The organism is Mesorhizobium sp. B3-1-9 (genome assembly GCF_006439595.1).
GTDB lineage: Bacteria > Pseudomonadota > Alphaproteobacteria > Rhizobiales > Rhizobiaceae > Mesorhizobium.
Map to the genome: position 1 here is coordinate 252,932 of NZ_VFTJ01000004.1, position 17,670 is coordinate 270,601.

At 62.9% G+C, this 17,670-nt stretch carries 16 protein-coding genes; 11 read left to right on the forward strand and 5 right to left on the reverse strand.

Annotated elements, in window-relative coordinates:
• Positions 1-67 precede the first annotated feature (67 nt).
• The 6 genes from FJW07_RS09710 to FJW07_RS09735 all read left to right on the forward strand — a co-directional run bounded on the left by FJW07_RS09710 (position 68) and on the right by FJW07_RS09735 (position 7,702).
• The gene (locus FJW07_RS09710) at positions 68-1,033 is read left to right on the forward strand and encodes an ABC transporter permease (RefSeq protein WP_140653956.1); all 966 of its coding nucleotides are present in this window, start codon (positions 68-70) and stop codon (positions 1,031-1,033) included.
• A gap of 7 nt (positions 1,034-1,040) precedes the next feature.
• Positions 1,041-2,546, forward strand: coding sequence for a sugar ABC transporter ATP-binding protein (locus FJW07_RS09715; protein WP_140856053.1), 1,506 nt, complete (start codon positions 1,041-1,043; stop codon positions 2,544-2,546).
• Positions 2,547-2,554: 8 nt separating this feature from the next.
• Complete coding sequence (locus FJW07_RS09720) at positions 2,555-3,496, forward strand: ABC transporter permease (RefSeq protein WP_140643808.1); 942 nt, start codon at positions 2,555-2,557, stop codon at positions 3,494-3,496.
• Positions 3,497-3,513: 17 nt separating this feature from the next.
• Positions 3,514-4,536, forward strand: coding sequence for an alcohol dehydrogenase catalytic domain-containing protein (locus FJW07_RS09725; protein WP_281405329.1), 1,023 nt, complete (start codon positions 3,514-3,516; stop codon positions 4,534-4,536).
• A 65-nt stretch (positions 4,537-4,601) separates the two neighbouring features.
• Positions 4,602-6,098: an aldehyde dehydrogenase family protein gene (locus tag FJW07_RS09730; protein ID WP_140856057.1), complete on the forward strand. Its 1,497-nt coding sequence runs from the start codon at positions 4,602-4,604 to the stop codon at positions 6,096-6,098.
• A complete protein-coding gene (locus tag FJW07_RS09735) occupies positions 6,098-7,702 on the forward strand; it encodes a GMC family oxidoreductase N-terminal domain-containing protein (RefSeq protein ID WP_140856059.1) in 1,605 nt (534 codons plus the stop codon). The genes FJW07_RS09730 and FJW07_RS09735 overlap by 1 nt, the downstream gene beginning before the upstream one ends.
• Positions 7,703-7,748: 46 nt before the next feature.
• Here FJW07_RS09735 and FJW07_RS09740 read toward each other — a convergent pair whose 3' ends face one another.
• Positions 7,749-8,570, reverse strand: coding sequence for an aldo/keto reductase (locus FJW07_RS09740; RefSeq protein WP_140856061.1), 822 nt, complete (start codon positions 8,568-8,570; stop codon positions 7,749-7,751).
• Between the two features lie 112 nt (positions 8,571-8,682).
• Between FJW07_RS09740 and FJW07_RS09745 the strand changes: the two genes are divergently transcribed.
• Together FJW07_RS09745 and FJW07_RS09750 are read left to right on the forward strand one after the other, a co-directional pair.
• On the forward strand, positions 8,683-10,254 hold the full coding sequence (locus FJW07_RS09745) for an acyl CoA:acetate/3-ketoacid CoA transferase (RefSeq protein ID WP_140856063.1): 1,572 nt from the start codon (positions 8,683-8,685) through the stop codon (positions 10,252-10,254).
• A complete protein-coding gene (locus FJW07_RS09750; RefSeq protein WP_140856065.1) occupies positions 10,251-11,021 on the forward strand; it encodes an enoyl-CoA hydratase/isomerase family protein in 771 nt (256 codons plus the stop codon). Before FJW07_RS09745 ends, FJW07_RS09750 begins: the two co-directional genes overlap by 4 nt.
• A gap of 214 nt (positions 11,022-11,235) precedes the next feature.
• On the opposite strand, the gene FJW07_RS09755 is transcribed toward FJW07_RS09750, so the two are convergent.
• The 4 genes from FJW07_RS09755 to FJW07_RS09770 are packed head-to-tail and all read right to left on the reverse strand — an operon-like array spanning position 11,236 to position 15,202.
• Positions 11,236-12,096 carry a sugar phosphate isomerase/epimerase family protein gene (locus FJW07_RS09755; RefSeq protein WP_140856067.1) on the reverse strand — a complete coding sequence of 287 codons (861 nt, stop codon included), beginning with the start codon at positions 12,094-12,096 and terminating at the stop codon, positions 11,236-11,238.
• Between the two features lie 8 nt (positions 12,097-12,104).
• A complete protein-coding gene (locus FJW07_RS09760; protein ID WP_140856069.1) occupies positions 12,105-13,253 on the reverse strand; it encodes a dihydrodipicolinate synthase family protein in 1,149 nt (382 codons plus the stop codon).
• A 24-nt stretch (positions 13,254-13,277) separates the two neighbouring features.
• Entirely contained in the window at positions 13,278-14,060 is a 783-nt protein-coding gene (locus tag FJW07_RS09765) for a 3-ketoacyl-ACP reductase (protein WP_140653938.1), read from the reverse strand.
• The gene (locus FJW07_RS09770) at positions 14,057-15,202 is read right to left on the reverse strand and encodes an acyl-CoA dehydrogenase family protein (RefSeq protein WP_140643787.1); all 1,146 of its coding nucleotides are present in this window, start codon (positions 15,200-15,202) and stop codon (positions 14,057-14,059) included. The genes FJW07_RS09765 and FJW07_RS09770 overlap by 4 nt, the downstream gene beginning before the upstream one ends.
• 161 nt (positions 15,203-15,363) lie before the next feature.
• On the opposite strand from FJW07_RS09770, the gene FJW07_RS09775 reads away from it, so the two are divergent.
• From FJW07_RS09775 to FJW07_RS09785, 3 genes are all read left to right on the forward strand, one after another.
• Positions 15,364-16,380, forward strand: coding sequence for an aldo/keto reductase (locus FJW07_RS09775; protein WP_140653935.1), 1,017 nt, complete (start codon positions 15,364-15,366; stop codon positions 16,378-16,380).
• Positions 16,377-16,856, forward strand: a complete 480-nt coding sequence (locus FJW07_RS09780) for a MaoC family dehydratase (RefSeq protein WP_140782686.1) — start codon at positions 16,377-16,379, stop codon at positions 16,854-16,856. Before FJW07_RS09775 ends, FJW07_RS09780 begins: the two co-directional genes overlap by 4 nt.
• Positions 16,857-17,235: 379 nt before the next feature.
• A complete protein-coding gene (locus FJW07_RS09785) occupies positions 17,236-17,628 on the forward strand; it encodes a hypothetical protein (protein ID WP_140782687.1) in 393 nt (130 codons plus the stop codon).
• Positions 17,629-17,670: the final 42 nt, after the last annotated feature.

Consider the following 17,670-nt stretch of genomic DNA (forward strand, 5'->3'; position numbering starts at 1 on the left):
CTCGATCGGGCGGCCCTTTTTCAGGGCCGCCCCCTCCACAACGGCACGCCTGGACGGGAGGCCGAAGTTGCCACGCATCCTCACGCGGGAGAACGCGATCCGCTGGGCACCTTTGCTGGTGCTTCTCGCGCTCATAGTGCTGTTTACGGCGATAAACCCTTCGTTCCTGTCGCAGCGCAACTTCGCGCGCATCGCGATCGCGGCTACGCCCGCGCTCATGGTGGCGGTCGGCGTGACCTTCATCATCGTGATGGGTTCCATCGACCTCTCCATGGAGGGTGTCGTTTCCCTGACGGCGGTCCTGTTCTGCTTCCTGATGCTGGCGCTCGGCGGAACGCTCGCGTCGGGCGGCTGGATCGCAATCCCGGTCATTCTTGCCGTCGGAGCCGCGGTCGGCCTGGTCAACGGCCTCATTCACGTCAAGCTGAAAATACCATCCTTCATGGCGAGCCTCGCGCTCGGATTCGTCGGCACGGGCGCCGCGATCCTGCTGACTGGCGGCGACATCGTCAAATTCAATGATCCGACATTCCGCGCCCTGCTGACCTGGCGCATTCTCGGTTTCCCGCTGATGGTTTATGTCGCGGGCCTGTGCCTCGTTCTTGCCTGGTTCATCCAGGCCCATACCCGCCTTGGACGCTATTTCTACGCGGTCGGCGGCGGCGAGGAACTCGCCCATGCCTCGGGCGTGCGGGTGCGGCAGGTGAGGATGGCGGGGTTTTCGCTTGCCGGCTTCTTCTACGCGATAGCCGCGATCCTGCAGGTGGCGAAGCTCGGCCAGGCCGAGTCGGTCACCGGATCCAATTTCATGTTCATGTCCATCACTTCGGTCGTGGTTGGCGGGGTGGCGCTGTGGGGCGGCGTAGGTGGAGTGTGGAACACGCTCGTCGGCGTCCTTATTGTCGCGGTGATCAACAACGGCATGGTGGTCATCGGCCTGCCCGACTTCCTGCAGGCCGCCGTTCTCGGACTGCTCGTCATCATCGCGGTCATCCTGTCGACGGACCGGCGTTCGGTCGCGTTCGTCAAGTGAGGGCGCCATGTACGAATTGAGAGCCGTCGAAAAGAAGTTTCCCGGCGTCAGGGCGCTGAAATCCGTCGACTTCTCCATCAGTCGCGGTGAGATCGTCGGGCTGGTGGGCGAAAATGGTGCCGGCAAATCCACGCTCATGAAGGTGATTTACGGCGCCTATCAGCCCGATGGCGGCGAAATCCTCATCGATGGCAAGCCTGTGCGGTTCAGCGGCCCCCGCGATGCGATGGAAAGGGGCATCGGCATGGTGTTCCAGGAGCAATCGCTGGTCACCAACCTGCCGGTGATGGAAAACATCTTCCTGGGCTATGAGGACCAGTTTTCGCGCTTGGGCGTGGTCAACTGGAAGGCAATGGCCAAAGCCGCCAGGAAGCAGCTCGCCAAGGTCAAGCTCGATATCGACCCGCGCGCGGTCACCTCAAGTCTTTCCTTCGCGCAGCGCCAGCTTGTGGAACTGGCCAAGGTGCTGACCCTGGAGGAACGGGTGCAGGGTCATCTGGTCGTCCTGCTCGACGAGCCGACCTCGGTGCTGGCGGAGGAAGAGGTAAAGCTGTTGTTCAAGCTCGTGCGGGAGCTGACGGCGCGCGCTTCATTCATCTTCGTGTCCCATCGCATGGACGAGGTGATGGAGCTCTCGGACCGCATCTACGTGATGAAGGACGGTCAGGTGGTCGATGTCGTCTCGCGCGGCGCGGCGACGCCGGAGGCGATTCAGCACAAGATGGTCGGCCGCCACGTCGACAAGGAATATTATCGTGAGCAGCGGCAAAAGCCCTACGACGCAACGACGCCTCTGGTCGAGCTGTCGGATGTCAGCCTGCCCGGACGGGTCCGCGACATCTCGCTGACGCTGCATGCCGGCGAGGTGCTGTGCCTGGTCGGCACCGAGGGTTCCGGCCGCGAAGCGATCCTTCGAACCATTTACGGCATGCGCGCGCCTATCAAGGGCACTCTGAAGGTCAAAGGCGAGATCATCCCCAGGCTGACGGCTCGCGGCGCGGTGGAACGGGGCGTCGGCTATGTACCGCGCGAGCGCAAGGTCGAAGGGATCGTGGCCGGCATGAATGTCTACGAGAATATGACGCTCTCGCAAATGCCGCGTTACGCTCGGATGGGTTGGCTCGACGTGGCCGACGAGCGTGCCCTTGCCAGGACGTGGATCAGCAAGCTCTCCATCAAGGCAAGTTCAGAATACGCCGATTGCGGCAACCTCTCCGGAGGCAACCAGCAGAAGGTCGTGCTCGCCAAATGGCGGTCGGGCGGCTCCGATATCATGCTTCTCGACCATCCGACCCGAGGCCTGGATATCGGCGCCAAAGAGGATGTGTACGATATGATCAGGGAGATGTGCGACGATGGGGTCGGCGTCATCCTCGTCGCCGACACGCTCGAGGAGGCGATCGGCCTTTCCCACACCATCGTCGTCATAAAGGACGGTGAGATCCAGAAGCGCTTCAACTGCGTTCCCGGCTCCAAGCCGACGCTCTACGACCTTCTGCACTACATGATCTGAGAGGCCACATGGACATCCAACGCCTCAAGCCACACTTCCCCTGGATCACCCTTCTGGTCCTGGTCACGATCGTCGGCATCGCCGATCCGAGCTTCCTGAAGCCGGCCAATCTGCTGAGCCTTGCAGGCGACATCGTGCCGCTGTTCATCATGGCGCTGGGACTGACCTTCGCGATCTACATCGGCGGCATCGACCTGTCGGCTCAGTCGATGGCGAACATGATCACCGTGGTTGCCTCGGTCTATCTGGCGTCGCTGGGCATATGGGTTGCCGCGCTGTGCATCCTTGCAGGCTTCGCGCTGGGCACCCTCTCCGGCTACCTGACCACCCGCATGTACGTTCCCTCCTTCATCTCGACGCTGGCCGTCGGCGGCGTGTGCTTCTCGGTGGCGCAATGGCTGTCTGGCAATCGAGCCCTGAACATGGACGCAACACAGCGCAACGAAACCTTCGGCTGGATGATCGGTCGAACCGGCATCGTGCCGCACGAGCTCTTCATCGCGCTCGGCCTGCTGGCAATCTGCCTGATCATAGAACGGCGCACCATCCTCGGCAGGGCGCTGAAGGCCGTGGGCGCCGGCGAACTGGCCGCGGCCGCGTCCGGCCTCAACGTCGCCCGCTACAAGATCCTCGCCTTTGCCATATCGGGAGCGCTGGCCGCAGTGGCCGGGCTACTCTTTTCCGTCAAGCTGTCGGGCGGCGCGCCGACGATTGCCAACGGCTTCCTTCTGCCGGCCATCGTCGCGGTGCTTGTCGGCGGGACGCCGCTGACGGGCGGCGTCGGCGGTGTGCTCAACACCGCGATCGGCACGCTGATCGTGGCGGTCATCCGCGCCTCGATGCTCTACTTCGGCATCGCCGCGACGCAGCAGCAAATGGTCTTTGGTCTAGTGCTGATCGTCGCGATCGCTTTGACCATCGACCGCTCCAAACTTCGCACCGTGAAGTGAGACACGCCATGGCAACAATGCGCGCGGCCGTTCTGACAGCTCCGCACCGTTTCGATCTGCGTGAGATCGCCATACCGGAGGTTGGCCCCGACGACGCCTTGATCCGCGTCTCGCGGACCGGCATATGCGGCACCGACATCCATATGTTCAACGGTCACTATGCCGCCGACCGGCTGCCGCTCGTGCCTGGCCACGAATTTGCCGGGACCGTCGCCGCGACGGGCGAGCGTGTGAAGCATATCAAGCCAGGTACGACCTGCGTCGCGGACGTCAATATCGGCTGTGGTGAGTGCTATTGGTGCCGCCGCAACGAGATTCTAAACTGCCCCTCGATGACGCAGGTGGGCATCGGGCGCGACGGCGCGTTCGCCGAATATGTTTGCGTGCCGGCGCGGCTCGTCATAGAGGCGCCGGACCATGTGCCGGTTCAGGTGCTTGCCCTGACGGAGCCTGTGTCCTGCGTGGTGCGCGCCGCGCGCAAGGCGCGCGCGAGTTTCGGCCAGTCAGTCGTGATCCTCGGAGCAGGACCGATCGGCAATCTGCATGTCCAGATGATGCGCTTGTGCGGCGCCGCCCCAATCATTGTCGCGGACCTGTCGGAAGACCGTTGCCGTCTTGCCCTTGAAGCCGGTGCGGATGCAGCCGTTGCCGATCCTGCCCTGCTTAAGGCAGAGGTCTTGAAAAGGACCGGTGGACGGGGGGCGGACCTGGTGATCGAGAGCGTCGGCTCCGCACGGCTCTATGCGCTGGCCTTCGAGCTCATCCGCAAGGGCGGCCATGTCGCTTTCTTCGGCCTTACCGGGCCGCACGACACGGTGCCGGTCGATATCCTGCGCACCATCCTCGAGGAGAACAGTCTGAAGGGCTCGGTGGCCGGCATGGGAGAAGACATGCACGACGCGCTGACACTTTTGTCGCACGGCCGCTTTCGGACCGAGGCGTTCACACGCGCGACTTTCCCGCTCGATGACATCCAGCGCGCCTTCGAGACCCTGGCCGAGCGGCCCCAGGACCTCAAGACGCAAATCGTATTGAACTAGGCGCCGGCGCGTTCCGCCCGCAACGGATCGCGGACGGCCGGCGCACGCCAGAACGGAGGCATTCCATGCTCGATTTCACTGACCGCGCAGCCCTCCCGGATGCACCGCGCGAATTTGGTTTCTGGTCGGACGGATGCTGGCGCAAAGGCGGCGCCATGTTCGAGCGCCGGTCGCCGGGCCACGGCGTGCCGGTGACGCTTACGCCCAGATGCACGGTGGACGACCTCAATGCCGCCGTCGCCGCGGCGCGCCGCACATTCGAGGATCGCCGGTGGGCCGGACTGCCAGGGGCCGACCGGGCCGGCGTGCTGCTGAGGACGGCCGACATTCTGCGCCGCCGTCGTGATGAAATCGCCTATTGGGAAGTCCTCGAGAACGGCAAGCCGATCTCCCAGGCGCGCGGCGAGATCGATCACTGCATCGCCTGTTTCGAGGTCGGCGCGGGCGCCGCGAGGCTGTTGCACGGCGACAGTTTCAACAGTCTCGGCGACGGCCTTTTCGGCATGGTGCTGCGCGAGCCAGTCGGCGTGGTCGGGCTGATCACACCATGGAACTTCCCGTTCCTGATCCTTTGCGAACGCGTTCCGTTCATCCTCGCCAGCGGCTGCACCGTGGTCGTCAAGCCTTCCGAGGTCACGTCCGCGACGACGCTTTTGCTTGGCGAAATCCTTTCCGAAGCCGGCGCGCCGGACGGCGTCTATAATGTCGTCACCGGATCGGGCCGGACGATTGGTCAGGCTTTGAGCGAGCATCCCGATGTCGACATGCTGTCTTTTACCGGATCGACATCCGTCGGACGCTCATGCGTCCATGCGGCTGCCGACTCGAACTTCAAGAAGCTCGGCCTGGAGCTGGGTGGCAAGAATCCGATCATCGTCTTTGCGGACAGCGACCTCGAGGATGCGGCGGACGGCGCGGCTTTCGGCATAAGCTTCAACACGGGCCAGTGCTGCGTGTCGTCGAGCCGCGTCATCGTGGAGCGCCCGGTCGCTCGCGAGTTTGAGGAAATCCTTGCCGCCAAGATGGCCAAGATAGTCGTTGGCGATCCGCTGCAGACGAAGACGCAGGTCGGACCCATCACCACCGATGCGCAGAATTCAACCATCCTGAGCTATATCGACAAGGGCAAGGCCGAAGGGGCGACGCTTGTCGCCGGCGGGCAGGCCCTGGATCTTGGCGGCGGCCAGTATATCGCGCCAACGTTGTTTTCGGGGGTCACACCCGGGATGTCGATTGCTCGCGACGAAATCTTCGGGCCCGTCCTGTCGTCCTTCCATTTCGACACGGTCGAGGAGGCCATCAGTCTCGCGAACGATACGGTGTATGGCCTGGCTGCCAGCGTGTGGACAAAGAACATAGACAAGGCGCTGGTGGTGACGCGGCGCGTGCGCGCCGGCCGGTTCTGGGTGAACACGATCATGGCCGGAGGGCCGGAGATGCCGCTCGGCGGGTTCAAGCAGTCCGGATGGGGAAGAGAGGCCGGAATGTACGGCGTGGAGGAATACACACAGGTGAAGTCCGTCCACATCGAGATGGGCAAGCGTGCGCACTGGGTCAAGTGATGACGACAGGTTTCGACTATGTGATCGTCGGCGCAGGCTCGTCGGGTTGCGTGCTTGCCGCGCGCCTGTCCGAGAATCCGGCTGTAAGGGTTTGTATCATCGAGGCCGGCGGCAAGGACAGCCATCCCTACATCCATATGCCGGTCGGCTTCGCCAAGATGACCACGGGGCCGCTCACCTGGGGGCTGGTGACGGCGCCGCAGAAGCACGCCGACAACCGCGAAATTCTTTATGCCCAGGCGAAGGTTCTCGGCGGCGGTTCGTCCATCAATGCCGAGGTCTATACCCGCGGGCACGAGACCGACTACGACCGCTGGGCGAACGAGGAAGGCGCGGACGGCTGGGCGTTCAAGGACGTCCGGAAATATTTCCTCCGTTCCGAGGGCAACAGCATACTCTCCGGCAAGCTGCACGGCACCAACGGACCGCTCGGCGTATCGAACATACCAGATCCGAACGTCGTCTCGCGCGCATTCGTCCAGAGCTGCCAGGAATACGGGCTGCCCTATAATCCGGACTTCAACGGCGCGAAGCAGGAAGGCGCCGGCATCTACCAGATCACAACGCGCAACAACCGCCGCTGCTCGGCTGCCGTGGGCTACCTCAAGCCTGCCCTGACACGCCCGAACCTGACGCTGATCACAGGAGCCCTGGTCCATCGCATCGTCTTCAAGGGCCGCCGGGCCGTTGGCGTCGAATGCTCGGTCGGCGGCTCACTGAAGGTCATAAACGCCGACAGCGAAGTGCTGGTGACCTCGGGGGCGATAGGCACGCCGAAGCTGATGATGCTGTCAGGCGTCGGCCCTGCCGATCACCTTCGTCACCATGGCATCGAAGCGACCCAGGATCTTCCGGGTGTCGGGCAAAACCTTCAGGATCATTTTGGCATCGACATCGTGGCCCAGCTGAAAGGCCACGATTCACTCGACAAATACAACAAGACGCACTGGATGCTGTGGGCCGGTATCCAGTACACGCTGTTCAGGACCGGGCCGATAACGTCGAACGTGGTCGAGGGCGGCGCCTTCTGGCATTCCTCGGGGAACCATGCGGGAGCGGTTCCCGATCTGCAGTTCCATTTCCTGGCGGGAGCCGGCGCGGAGGCAGGCGTGCCGTCGGTTCCGAAAGGATCGTCCGGCATCACATTGAACAGCTATACGCTGCGCCCGAAATCGCGCGGAAGCGTGACGCTCCGCTCGCCGGATCCACGCGACAATCCAATCGTCGACCCCAATTTCCTCGCGGAGCCCGACGACCTGAGAATATCGATCGAAGGCATCAAGATCAGCCGGGAGATCTTCAATCAGCCTTCGTTGCGCAAATTTATCAAGGAGCTCCGTTTCCCTGACACAAGCGTGCGCTCGCAGTCAGACCATGAAGCCTATGCGCGACGCTACGGTCGGACCTCGTATCACCCGACTTGCACGTGTAAGATGGGGAAGGATGCGATGTCCGTGGTCGACCCTCTCCTGCGAGTGCATGGGTTGGATGGCATCCGCATCTGCGATAGCTCGGCAATGCCGTCCTTGGTCGGCTCAAACACCAATGCAGCGACAATCATGATCGGCGAGCATGCGTCGGACCTGATCCGAGGCAACCGCTAGCATTTGCCAGTCACCTCGGATCTGCTCGCTCTCCCTGTTCGCGCGCTCAGGTGTCGAAATCCGGGGCATAAGGGATCAGCCGCTTCCCAACGACGCGGAAACCGACGGCATTCATGGCGTCGATGCGGCCCATGTCGATACTCGACAAGGTGAAGTCCATCACGTCGAAATTCGAGCGGATGTTGCCTGGCTTGGTGGACATCGTGTTGATCGGCAAACCCTTCTGCAGGACCCAGCGCAACACGACCTGGGCGGCCGACTTGCCGTATGTGGCGCCGATATCGGCGAAAAGCGGATGCTTGAAAACCTCGCCGCGCGCGACCGAGCAGTAGGACGATAGAGGGATGCCCGTCTCACTCGCGGCCGCCAGCAGCTTGCGCTGGTCAAGAAGCGGATGGAATTCCACCTGATTTGTTACGAGCGGCACGCCGGTGATCTGCCTCGCCTGCCGCATCATCGCCGCTGTGTAGTTCGAAATTCCGATGGTGCTGGCGAAACCCCGTTCCTGCGCCTCCTGAAGCAGTTCAAGTGAGAGCTTGATGTCGTCTCCTGGCGTCGGCCAGTGAAGAAGCAGAATGTCGACACGATCCAACTTCAGATCCCGCAAGGACTGTTCGACGGATGACATGAACCGCTCTTGCGAGAAGTTCTCCACGGTGACCTTTGTCGTGATGCAGAGCTCGTCCCGAGCTATGCCGCTCTCGGCCAAGGCGGCGCCAGTGTCGGCTTCATTGCCATAGGCCTGGGCCGTGTCGAAGGCGCGGTATCCCGTGTCGATTGCCGCCGCGATCGCGTTGCGCAGCGCATCGCCCTTGAGGGGAAAGGTCCCGAACACTCTCTGGTTCGCCTTCTGGAACATGATATTCATCGAAATCCTCCCACTCATTGTGGTCAGCCCGGAGCTTGCCTTGAAAGCCGCGGGCGGTTATACCAACGATATAACTGTTTAGTTACTTATTCAAGCTTTGTGGAGAGGAAACGTGAGCAAGGTCAGGTCCGCAGCGGAGGCCGTCACCCAGATTCGCGACGGAGCGGTGGTAGCCGTCAATTCGTCGTCCGGTCTGCTGTGTCCGGACGCCGTGCTTGAAGCGCTCGGCAAACGTTTCACAGTCGAAGGGGCACCCCGTAACATCACCACCATCCATCCGATCGCCGCGGGCGACATGTTCGGCACCAAGGGCGTCGACCACATCGCCTTGCCGGGATTGATCAGCCGCATCATCGGCGGCTCATATCCATCGGGGCCTACCAATGCCGAGCCGCCGCTGATCTGGCAGCGCATTCTCGCTGGCGACGTGGCGGCCTGGAATTTCCCCTCAGGCGTCGTCTTCGACATGCTGCGCGAGGGCGCGGCGCACCGACCGGGTGTGTTGACCAAAGTAGGCATGGACACCTTTGTCGATCCGGCACTCGAAGGCGGGGCCATGAACGACGCGGCACGGAAGTCACCGATCGTGCAGCGCGTGGAGTTCAACGGCGAGACATGGCTCCACTTCCCACCCCTCAAGCCGGACGTGGCGATCATCCGGGCGACGACGGCGGACGAGAAGGGAAACCTTACCTTCGAGCAGGAAGGGGCAACCCTCGGTGCGATGGAGATGGCGCTTGCGGCGCGCAATTGCGGCGGCATCGTCATCGCCCAGGTCAAGCGCGTCGCGGCTCAAGGCACGCTGCGGCCGCATGAGGTGCGGGTCCCCGGAATCCTGGTGGACTTCATTGTCGAAGCTCCGGATCAACTGCAGACCACGGGAACCGCATACGATCCAGCCATATCGGGCGAACTGTTCCGACCCCTGCGCACATTCCGTACGCCTGAATACAATGTCTCCAAGGTCATCGCACGCCGGGTCGCGCAGGAGCTTCGAGCGGGCTGGGCCGTCAACATCGGATTCGGCATCTCCGCCAACGTGCCTCGCATCCTGATCGAGGAGGGCCTGCACGGCGCCGTCACCTGGGTGATAGAACAAGGTCCGGTGGGCGGCGTGCCGCTGCTCGATTTCAAATTCGGCTGCGCCTCCAACGCAGAGGCCTTCGTCGCTTCCCCGCACCTTTTCACATACTTCCAGGCCGGCAGCTTTGACTGTTCCCTGCTGTCGTTCCTCGAAATCGGATCCGACGGATCCGTGAATGTCTCGCGGCTTTCGTCGACGCCGCACCGCACCGCCGGCGCCGGAGGCTTCGTGGACATCACCTCGCGGGCGCGTAAGATCGTGTTCTCGGGCAATTTCAATGCAGGCGCGAAGATGCGGCTGGAAAACGGAAATCTGGTCATCGACAAGGAAGGCAAGGTCGCCAAGATCGTGCCGAAGGTGGATCAGGTCAGCTTCTCGGGCGCGCGCGCCCGCAGCCAAGGCCAGGACGTCACCTATGTAACGGAAAGATGCGTCATCCGGCTGGCGGCCGACGGCTTGGTCGTCACCGAAATAGCGCCGGGGCTCGACCTCGAACGTGACGTCCTGCAGCAGACAGCCACACCGCTCTCGGTCTCCCCCCAACTGAAGGTGATGGACGAGGCACTGTTTCTTGACCAGCCGATAGGGCTGCGGTTGTGAGCGCCCCCCGTCTCGACCTGAGCGTTGACGGACCCGTCGCACGGTTGACCATCCGCAGGCCTGAAAAGCTGAACGCGCTTGACGCGGCGATGGTCGATGCGCTCGTCCCGCTATGCAGGTCGGTGGAGCGTTCCGCAGCCAAGGTTCTGATCCTGATCGGCGAAGGCGACAAGTCATTCTGCGCGGGCGGCGATGTCGCCGCCTGGAGCGCCCTCGGTCCAGCGGAGTTCGCACGCCACTGGATCCGCGAAGGCCACGCCGGCTTCGACGCTCTCGCCAGGCTTTCGCAGCCGGTCATTGCCGTCCTGAACGGACACTGCCTCGGCGGAGGCCTGGAGCTGGCGGCCTGCGCCGACTATCGGATTGCGGAAGGCCACGCCCGTATCGGCCTGCCCGAGACCAGCCTCGGAATCATACCCGGCTGGTCAGGGACCCAGCGCGCGGCCCGTCGTTTCGGCCCGCAGCTTATCCGGCGCATGTCGATCTTCGGTGAGGTCTATTCCGCCGACGAGGCGTTGAGACTGTCGCTTGTCGACAAGGTGGTCGATAAGGGGCGCGGCCTGGCAGCGGCCGAGGACCTTGCCGCGGTCGTTGCAGGCAGGTCCGCTACCGCGGTCGAACTGACCAAGATGCTCATCAATGCCGTTGAAGGCGAGGAGCGCGAGCGCGTGCTGGACGCCCTTGCCGGGCGTATCGCCGCCGGCAGCGAGGATCTTCGGCAGGGCCTGGCGGCCTTCCGACAGAAGAGCCAGCGGCCGAAAGACTAAAGCGCGTCGCGCTGAAGCGGATTCAGGCGACGCGCTTTAAGGCTTTATTTTCATGCATGTCGTTATCGCAAAACCGCTGCACACTTTTGCGCGACATGCATTAATCTCGGGACCGATCTGAGCGCGGCAGAAGGCTGTTTCGCAGGCGGTGGCTGACCACGCAACAGTCCCCCTTGCCCAGGGCGGGGTTGCGAGCGCTGTCAAACCTTCGTCTTCAACAGACGGAGCGGAAGCGCTCCACGCATGCGTTCAGGACGTCCCCGGGATCACGCTTCCACCAGTCTTGCGCCGAGAACACCTCCACCTCGCACGGCCCGTCATAGCCAGCCGCTTCCACCGCCGCGCGGATCGCCTTCAGGTCGGCCACGCCGTCTCCCATCATGCCGCGGTCGAGCAGCACGTCGCGGGTCTGCGCCAGCCAATCGCAAAGGTGATAGCCGAAAATGCGCCTCGGCCCGACCCGCAGCAATTCGTCGGCCAGCGTACGATCCCACCAGACGTGGTAGACGTCGACCGCAACGCCCACATTGGGTGCATCGACGGCGACGCAAAGGTCGACCGCGTCGCGCATCGTCACCAGGCAGGATCGGTCGCCGCCATAAACCGGATGCAGCGGCTCGATGGCGAGGCGAATGTTTCTGACAGCCGCGTAGGGCGCCGCTTCGGCAACACGATCCGCAACCAGCTTGAGGCTTTCGCCGATGCCTTTTGTTCCCGGCTCTACCCCGCCGGCGACGATGGTCAGAACAGGCGCGCCGAGGCCGGCAGCCATATCGATCGCAGCCCGGAAGTCATCCATTACCGCCTCGCGGTCGGGCAGCGCCAGGAGGCCGGTGAGATATGGCGCGCGGCACAGCCCGACCACCCTCAGACCGGCGGCGCGAACCTGTTCACCTATCTGAATGGCGCGATCGCCGAGTTCGCGGCGCCAGAAGACGATGCCGCCGAAACCGCGTTCGGCGCATGCATCGAGCACGCGCTCGATCGACCAGCCCGCACCGTACCCGTCGAGGTTGTGGCCAAGCGTTGCCGTATTCAGCGCCAATGCGGAATGATCCTTCGCAAAATCGCGCATGGCGCCGATCAGAGACCGTAAAGGGCAAGCAGCTTGCGCATGCGCCCAGCTGCGAGCTCGGGATCTCCAAGAAGACCGCATCCGTCGGCCAGCTTGAACACCTCCACGAAATAGGGCAGCGGCCGCATCGACTGAGCGCCTCCGAGCATGATGAAATGGTCCTGGAAGCCGTTCAGCCAGGCAAGGAAAACGACCCCGGTCTTGTAGTATTGCGTGGGCGCGCGGAAAATCAGCCGCGCGAGCGGTACGGTCGGATCCAGCGTGGCGTGGAACCCTTGGGTATCGCCCAGACCGAGCCGGTCGATGGCGTAGGCGGCGGCCGGCGCCAAAGGATCGAAGATACCAAGAAGGGCATGCGAGAAGCCCTTCTCGTCGCCCGCGATCAGCTCCGGATAATTGAAGTCGTCACCGGTATACATCTTAACGCCGGCAGGCAGACGACGGCGCATCGCGATTTCCTTCTCCTTGTCGAGAAGCGAGATCTTGGTGCCGTCGATCCTGGCGATGTTGTCCCCGATGATCGCCAACACCGTCTCGAGCGCATTCTCGAAGCGGTCAGCCCCCCAATAGCCCTTGAGGGCCGGATCGAACATCTCTCCCAGCCAGTGCAGGATCACCGGGCGGTCACAGCGCGCAAGCACGTCGCGATACACCGATATGTAGTCGTCCGGCGAACGCGCCACGGCCGCCAGCGCCCGGCTGGCCATGACTATCAACCTGCCGCCGACCTTCTGTATGACCTCGATCTGTTCGAAATAGGCTCGGCGGACATCGTCGAGCGAGCGTGCATCGGCCGGTCCGAGCTGATCGGTGCCGGCGCCGTTGAAGACGAGTGCGTCCGGCAACTCCTCCTTGGTCCTGCGGATGAGCTGCAAAGCCGAGGGCCAGTCGAGACCCATCCCGCGTTGCGCGGTGTCCATTGCTTCGGCGATGCCGAGGCCGAGCCCGTCGAGGTGGCGCCTGAATGCCATCGTGGCCTTCCAGTCGATGGCGGCGGGGCCGCCGGGATCGCTCACGCTGAAAGGATCCGCCACAACATGGGCCGCCGACAGCACGGTGCGTGGCGCATCGGGAGGCAACCGCGTGGCCGGAATCGCTTTGCCCTGCAGCCGATAATCGGAAAGTCTGCCTGTGGTGTCCGGCAGTTGGATGATCATGGCGTTCTCCCTGGCGCTGCGCAGTCAGAACCGCGGCACCAACATACCTGCATCGACGGCAATGACATGGCCGGTCGTATATGGCAGCTCGCCTGTGGCGAGCGTCGCCATGACGCGGCCGACATCTTCCGGCTTGCCGAGGCGGCGGATCAATGTCAGCCCCTCCTCGTCGATGCGGCGTCGGTAGGTTTCGCTGACCGCCGTGGTCATCGCCGTCTCGATCAGACCAGGCCTGATGTCGTAGACGGCGATGTTCTCGCGGCCAAGGCGGACCGCGAAGACTTGGCTCACCATGGCAGATCCCGCCTTCGATACACAATATTCGGCCCGGGTCTCCGCCACCGCCGTGGCATTGGAAGAGGAGACGTTGATCAGGCTGTAGAAGCGGCCGTCATCGCGCCTGCGGGCGACAAGCCGCCTGGCCCAGCATTGCGACAGGAAGAATTGCGCCTTCGTGTTGATTGCCTGACAGCGGTCATAACTCTCTTCCGTCACATCGAGCGGATCGCCACGCGAAATGACCGACACGCCGGCATTGTTGATCAGCGTCGACAGCGGCCCGATGGCGGCCTCGACGGCGTCAAGCATGCTTTCGTGCGCACTCAGATCGGCGACATCGCCCGCGATGCGCGCGACCGGAACGCCGAGCGCGGCGACCGCGGCTTCGGCGGATTTCAATTCCTCGTCGTCGGCCGGGCCATTGAGCGCCACGCCGAATCCGCGCCGTGCGAGCTGCAATGCCGCTGCAAGCCCGATGCCGCGGCTCGATCCCGTGACGAAAGCCGCATGGCGCGATCCGGCACTCACGCCCGGGCTCCATGCTTGAGGAGTTCGCGGGCGATGATCATGCGCTGGATCTGGTTGGTGCCTTCATAGATCTGCGTGATCTTGGCGTCCCGATAGAGGCGCTCGACCTCGAAACCGCGTATGTAGCCGGAACCGCCGAAGACCTGCACGGCATCGGCGGTGCGCGCCACGGCTATGTCTCCCGCGAAACATTTGGCGATCGAGCAGGCCTTGGTTGCATTTTCCCCCGCATCGATCTTCTCGGCGGCGCTGCGCACGAGCAGACGAGCCGCCTCGATATCCTTTGCCATGTCGGCAAGCAGCCATTGCACGCCCTGGAAGTCGGCAATCGGCTTGCCGAACTGACGCCGCTGCTGGGCATAGTCGACCGCTGCCTCGAGCCCGGCCTGCGCAATGCCGACGGCCAGCGAGGCTATGCCCACACGCCCCTTGTCGAGCACGCTCATCATCATGTGGAAGCCGCGGCCTTCTTCTCCCAGCAGCGCTTCAGGACCCAGAACGACGTCGTTGAAATTGAGCGCGCCGACCTGGCTGGCCCGCTGACCCATCTTATGTTCCTTCGGCCCGCGCTCTATTCCGTTGGCATGCAGATCGACGATGAAGATCGACATGCCGCGATGGCCCGCATGCTTGTCGGTGCGCGCCAGCACGAAACCGACGTCGGCGACCGGTGCGTTGTGGATCCAGATCTTGCCGCCGTTCAGTCGCCACCCGTCCCCGTCGCGCCTTGCGGTGGTGCGTATCCCGGAAACATCGGTGCCGGCTTCAGGCTCGGTGATGCAGTAGGCAGCCTTCTTCTCGGCGCGCATCGCAGGCCCCAGCCACTGCTGCCGCTGCGCCTCGGTGCCATGCTGAACAAGCAAGGTGCTGATCAGTTCGACGAGGCCGCATTGATCGGCGACGGACGCATAGCCGCGCGACAGTTCCTCCATCACCAGCGCATAGGTAAGCGTGTCGAAGCCGGGGCCGCCCATGGCCTCCGGGACGCCTATCCCGAAAAGACCGAGCTCACCCATCTGCTCATATATCTCGCCGGGAAAGCGCTCATCCCGATCGAGCGCCTCGGCAACCGGACGAATGACATCCTCGGCAAATTGGCGCGCCATCTCGCGCACCTGCTGCTGCGTTTCGCTCAGCGGCACGGTCGACCTCCGTATGTAACTATCTAGTTACTACTATGCCGGAATCGCCGCCGACGTCAAGCGGCGGACTTTTGCATCGCGAGGCGTTGCCGTGATCAAGTGCTTGCGGCGTCGCGTGAACTTAAATATAAATAACCAGATGGTTACTAATGGAGGATATCATGAAGCCGTCTGGCAAGCGTGTATTCGGCCGGTCCGGGCTCGAGGTTACGGCCTTCGCGTTCGGAACCGCTCCGATCGGAAATTTCCTTCAACCCATAGAGGAGCAGACCGCGGATGCCATGATCCAGACCGCATGGGATGCGGGCGTGCGCTTCTACGACACCGCGCCGATGTACGGCCACGGCCTCTCGGAACTGCGAACCGGGCATTCGCTTCGGTGGAAGAAGCGCGACGAGTTCGTCCTCGCCAGCAAGGTGGGCCGGATGCTGAAACCGGCAAAGCGCTCGCAGATCGACTTCGCGCCGTGGTCGAACGCCGCGCCGAACACCATGAATTTCGACTACTCCTACGACGGCACCATGCGGTCGTTCGAGGATTCGCTGCAGCGCTTGGCCCTCGAACGCATCGACATGCTTTTTATCCACGACATCGATCGGTTCACCCGCGGGGACGAGCAGCCGGAGGTCTTCCGGCAGGCGATGGATGGCTGCTGGAAGGCGCTGGAGAAGCTGCGTTCGGAAGGCCTTGTGAAGGCGATCGGCGTTGGCGTTAACGAATGGGAGGTTTGCCACGAAGCCCTGAAGCAGCGCGACTTCGACTGCTTCCTGCTGGCAGGTCGCTACACGCTTCTCGAACAGCAGGCCCTGGACGCTTTTCTCCCACTTTGCGTCGAACGTGGCGCGGCGGTGCTCGTCGGCGGGGGATTCAATTCCGGCATCCTGGCCACGGGTGCCGTTCCCGGCGCCAAGTACAACTACTCACCCGCGCCAAGCCACATCGTTGAAAAAGTCGCGAAAATCGAAGAGGTCTGCCGCGCACACGGCGTGCCGCTGCCGGCCGCCGCCTTGCAGTTCGTGGTAGCGCATCCGGCCATCCCCTCCTTCTGCGCTGGCACCCGCACCGTCCAGCAACTCGAGCAGAATCTCTCCTGGTTCAGCTACTCTATCCCGGGCGATTTCTGGAAGGACCTGAAGAAGAAGGGACTGTTGCGAGAGGATGCTCCGGTGCCGGCATGAGTGTCGAGCCCAAGGGAAAATCGCTCACAGGCTTCGGGTTGAGCTACGAAGACGTGGAGATCGGCGACCATTTCGAAACGCCTTCCCGAGAAGTAACGGCAACTGTCATCGAGGCATTCGCGGAAATGACCGGTGACCGGTTCGAAATCCATATGAGCGACGTGGCGGCGCGGCGGCACGGCTTCCCGGCCCGTGTAGCTCATGGCTTGCTCGTGCTGTCTCTTGTCGATGGACTGAAGAACAATGCCGTCGCCCGGTTCAGGGCGGTAGCGTCGCTCGGCTGGACGTGGCGGTTTTCAGGCCCGGTGTTCGCCGGCGACACCATCAAAGCGGAGGTAACGGTCGCGGACAAGCGGACCACGCGCAATCCGGCCCGCGCAGTCCTTCGCCTGCGTTTCGTCGTTCGCAATCAGTGGGGTGGGATCATGCAGGAAGGCGAGAACCAGCTGATGATCTATCGGCGAGACATGGCTTGAGGAATCCCGCTTCTGCATCCTCAAGGGTGCAGGCATGCTGTCTGCTTGTCGAGCGTGCGCTCGATCGCGTTGCCGAGATTATTGTAGCGCATCAACCCAAGGCGAGCGGTCGGAGCCGCCGCTATACAGTGACATGGTCATGCGATGTCGGTTCTCCTCGCTTCCCTGCTTCTTTCCGCCGCGCCGCCGGGAGCCAAAGGACGTAGCTGGACATCCCGCTGCAGAAGGATGGCCGCAGATACTCCTTCCGAAGGAACCCGTGTACGGCAGGCCCGGCGGTAAGCATTAAAGCTTAGTCAGGGCGAATGCCCGGAGACTTCGCCACCATGTAAACTCTATTCTCACTCGGATCGGCCGTCTGGGCGCTAGGCGCGAAAAGATGCTTGCCAAAAGTCGCGAGGAACTGGCTGACGAGACCGGGCGGGTTGGTTTTGCCGGTGATCACAGGTTGCTGCCAAAGTTGGCCATCTCTTCGGGCGCGCAGGGCGGTGCTGATAGACGAAGACGGCGATTTGCTTGGCGTTTCAACGCAAGAAGGGGAAACGGTATGGCCAGGCAGATTATGCGTGAGACGTTGGGAGCCAAGGAGGTCCGGCAGCTCAAAGAAGTTTACGACCGCGCTCGGGCCGTCCAAGCCAGGTACGCAGAATCCCACCTTGCAGGCAGGGCAGCAAAAACGCTGATCGATGCCTTCGAAGCCCCCACCGATCCCGACGATACGGCTCTCGATCCTCAATGGCTGAGCAAGGCCGCCCCCAAGGGGAACGCCTGAAGACCAAAACGTTATCATGCATTCGAAGACAGCGGCTGCGGC

Bases quoted from the DNA above. Each gene is read 5' to 3' on its own strand.
- FJW07_RS09715 (WP_140856053.1), top strand. From the start codon at position 1,041: ATGTACGAATTGAGAGCCGTCGAAAAGAAGTTTCCCGGCGTCAGGGCG.
- FJW07_RS09720 (WP_140643808.1), top strand. From the start codon at position 2,555: ATGGACATCCAACGCCTCAAGCCACACTTCCCCTGGATCACCCTTCTG.
- FJW07_RS09725 (WP_281405329.1), top strand. From the start codon at position 3,514: ATGCGCGCGGCCGTTCTGACAGCTCCGCACCGTTTCGATCTGCGTGAG.
- FJW07_RS09730 (WP_140856057.1), top strand. From the start codon at position 4,602: ATGCTCGATTTCACTGACCGCGCAGCCCTCCCGGATGCACCGCGCGAA.
- FJW07_RS09735 (WP_140856059.1), top strand. From the start codon at position 6,098: ATGACGACAGGTTTCGACTATGTGATCGTCGGCGCAGGCTCGTCGGGT.
- FJW07_RS09740 (WP_140856061.1), bottom strand. From the start codon at position 8,570: ATGAATATCATGTTCCAGAAGGCGAACCAGAGAGTGTTCGGGACCTTT.
- FJW07_RS09755 (WP_140856067.1), bottom strand. From the start codon at position 12,096: ATGCGCGATTTTGCGAAGGATCATTCCGCATTGGCGCTGAATACGGCA.
- FJW07_RS09760 (WP_140856069.1), bottom strand. From the start codon at position 13,253: ATGATCATCCAACTGCCGGACACCACAGGCAGACTTTCCGATTATCGG.
- FJW07_RS09775 (WP_140653935.1), top strand. From the start codon at position 15,364: ATGAAGCCGTCTGGCAAGCGTGTATTCGGCCGGTCCGGGCTCGAGGTT.
- FJW07_RS09780 (WP_140782686.1), top strand. From the start codon at position 16,377: ATGAGTGTCGAGCCCAAGGGAAAATCGCTCACAGGCTTCGGGTTGAGC.
- FJW07_RS09785 (WP_140782687.1), top strand. From the start codon at position 17,236: ATGCTTGCCAAAAGTCGCGAGGAACTGGCTGACGAGACCGGGCGGGTT.